The sequence below is a fragment of the Kribbella sp. genome, assembly GCF_035687465.1.
Taxonomy (GTDB): Bacteria; Actinomycetota; Actinomycetes; order Propionibacteriales; family Kribbellaceae; genus Kribbella.
Genome location: NZ_DASRXP010000562.1, coordinates 1 through 2,687, shown reverse-complemented (window position 1 = coordinate 2,687; position 2,687 = coordinate 1). Strand labels below are relative to the sequence as shown.

Here is a 2,687-nt window from a genome sequence, read left to right as displayed (position 1 = left end):
ATAATTCGCCGGCCCAGCTTCCTGCTGGCGGCGTTGCCGATCCACCCAAGTACAACCCGGTACGAGGGAGGATCGGCGCCTTGCCAGCAGAAACCTGGATCCACCGACTTACGCACCGAATTTCCGGCGCGGGACACTAGTAGACTGTCGCCTCTAAATTTCGGGGTAGAGGTGTTTTAGTTTGGTTCGGGCTTGTTGAGTGGTGAAGTGCCAGTTGACCTGCCGTTGGTCGGCGTTGATCGCGTTCTGCCATGCGGTGAGTTCGGTGTTGAGGATGTCGAGGTCGGCGATGCGACGGTCCAAGCATTGACGGGTCAGGGCCGCGAGTTCGATCTCGGCGATGTTGAGCCAGGACCCGTGTCTAGGGGTGTGATGGATCTCGAGCCGCTGGGCCAAGGCGAACGCCTTGGCGGGTTCGAACGCCTCGTAGAGCGAGCCGAGGGAATGGGTGTTGAGGTTGTCCATCACCAGGACGACTTTCTCCGCGTCGGGATAGTCGTGGTTCAGGAGTTGGTCGACCTCGCCGGCCCAGTCCAGGCGGGTTCGGTGTTCACGCGCGGTGACCCGGCGGTGGCCGGCCAGAGGCTCGACCCAGACGAAGATCGAGCAGGTCCCACGACGAACGTACTCGGAGTCGATCTTGAGATCGTTGCCGGGAGCGGCCGGAATCGGGTCGCGGGCGTGGTCAAGGAGTTGATACGGCTTCTCGTCCATACAGACCACAGGCGCCGCCGGGTCCAACGGGCGGGCGTAGACCGCGAGAACGTCTTCCATTCTCGCGAGGAACTCGCCATTCGCCGCGGGCGGGATGGTCCAGCACTTCTTCAGATGAGGACGAAGCGCCGTTTTTTTAACACCTTCCCGATGGTCGAGTGGTCCATGTCCGGGATGTCGGCGACCAGTTGGACCTGCCTTTCCAGCAGCCGCAGCGACCAGCGGGCATGACCGGGCGGCGGGGCCGAACACGCCAACGCGATCAACCGCGCCTCGACCTCACCGGTGACCTTCGGCTCAACCGGTGGCGTGAGACGCTTCTTCCGCTGAATCGTCGCCGCGACATCACCACCACGATCGGCATACACCCTGGCCACGTCAGTGATCGTCTGCGGGTCGACGCCAACCCGCTCAGCGATCTCACGCCGGCCCGCGGGCCCGCCACCGTTCTCGTCGAGCTCCAGCAAGATCCGCGATCTACGGACCTCCTGCGCCGGATGCGCACCAGTCCTGACCACCCTGGTCAGCCACTCACGCTCATCGACACTCAGCACCACCGACGGCAACGACGACTTCAACACGACACACCCTCACGACGGGAAGACAAGACCACCGCTACACACCTACATCATCCACGCCGAATATTAGCGACGACACGCTACTAGTGTCCGGCGCCGGAAATGCGGTGCGTGTATCGGTGGATCCAGGTTTCTGCTGGCAAGGCGCCGGTTCGTCCTCGTACCGGGTTGTACTTGGGCGGACCGGCAACGCCGCCAGCGGGAAGCTGGGCCGCCGAGATACGTGCCTGATTTCCGGCGCGGGACACTAGGCGGGCTTCTCCGAGTCGGTGCCCGGGTGCGGTGTCTGCCAGTTGCCGCGCGTGAAGTCCGGGAACGGCACCGACGCGCCGTGGCCGCGGATCGACTGCACGCTCAGCGCGAACGGCGCGTTCCACGCCGCGGAGTCGTACACGTCGATGTCCGGCGGCAGACCAAGCTGAAGGGTCTGCACGAGACGCCACAACATGATGTAGTCCATGCCGCCGTGCCCGCCCGGCCCAGGACCGACGTCGCGCCACAGCCAGTGGTCGTGCTCCGCGTAGTCGTCGAACGAGCCCCACTCGTCGTTCGACATGTCCGGCTCAAGGTAGATCCGCGCCGGGTAGTCCTCGAACACGCCCAAGGTGCCGGCGAGGTGGTTCAGGCGCGAGTACGGGTGCGGGTTGGACACCCCGTGCACGAGATGGATGACCCGCCCGCGCGCGGTCTGGATCAGGCTCATCGTCACGTCCCCGTCGACGTAGCGCTCCTGCCACGTCGGGTCGCCGGGCGGCAGGTGCTGCTCGCGGTACGCGGCGAGCCCCAGCGCCGGCGTGCTCATCGACGTCATGCGCAGGAACCGGTCGCCGCGGTGCAGGTCCATGTACGCGGCGACCGGGCCGAGGCCGTGTGTCGGGTACAGGTCGCCGTTGGTCGTGGTGTGGAACTTCCTGCGCCACTGGTCCTCGTAGTACGTCTTCGAAAACAGCAGCTCGCGCAGGTCGTGCAGGTACGCGCCGGACCCGTGCAGCAGCTCGCCGAACAGCCCTTCGTGCGCCATCCGCAGCGCGCGCAGCTCGTTTTGTCCGTAGCAACAGTTCTCGAGCTGGACGCAGTGCCGCCGCGTCTGCTCGGACGTGTCGACGAGCTCCCACAGGTCCTTGACCGTCAGGCCGATCGGACACTCGACACCGACGTGCTTTCCGTTGCGCATGGCCGTCAACGCCATCGGCGTGTGCCACTCCCACGGCGTCGCGACGTAGACGAAGTCCACGTCGTCGCGGGCACACAGCTTCTTGTAGTCCTCGTCGCCGCCGGTGTACAGCGCGGGCGCCGGCTGGCCGGCGTCGGTGACCATCTTCGCGCCCGCGGCGGCGAACTCCGGCCGGATGTCGCACAGCGCGGTGACCTTCGCGCCCGGCACGGCGAGCAGCA

Annotated in this window: 3 protein-coding genes; all 3 read right to left on the bottom strand. The window is 65.8% G+C overall.

All coding sequences use genetic code 11. The features are described 5' to 3' along the window. Nucleotides 1–153: 153 nt before the first annotated feature. Nucleotides 154–810, bottom strand: coding sequence for an IS630 family transposase (locus VFG33_RS29850; RefSeq protein WP_325056321.1), 657 nt, complete (start codon nt 808–810; stop codon nt 154–156). A gap of 14 nt (nt 811–824) precedes the next feature. After that, nucleotides 825–1,292 (bottom strand): helix-turn-helix domain-containing protein, encoded by a 468-nt coding sequence (locus tag VFG33_RS29845; RefSeq protein ID WP_325056320.1) that lies wholly within the window; start codon nt 1,290–1,292, stop codon nt 825–827. Nucleotides 1,293–1,539: 247 nt separating this feature from the next. Further along, the coding region (locus VFG33_RS29840) for a Gfo/Idh/MocA family protein (protein ID WP_325056319.1) at nt 1,540–2,687 on the bottom strand (1,148 nt) is incomplete at its 5' end.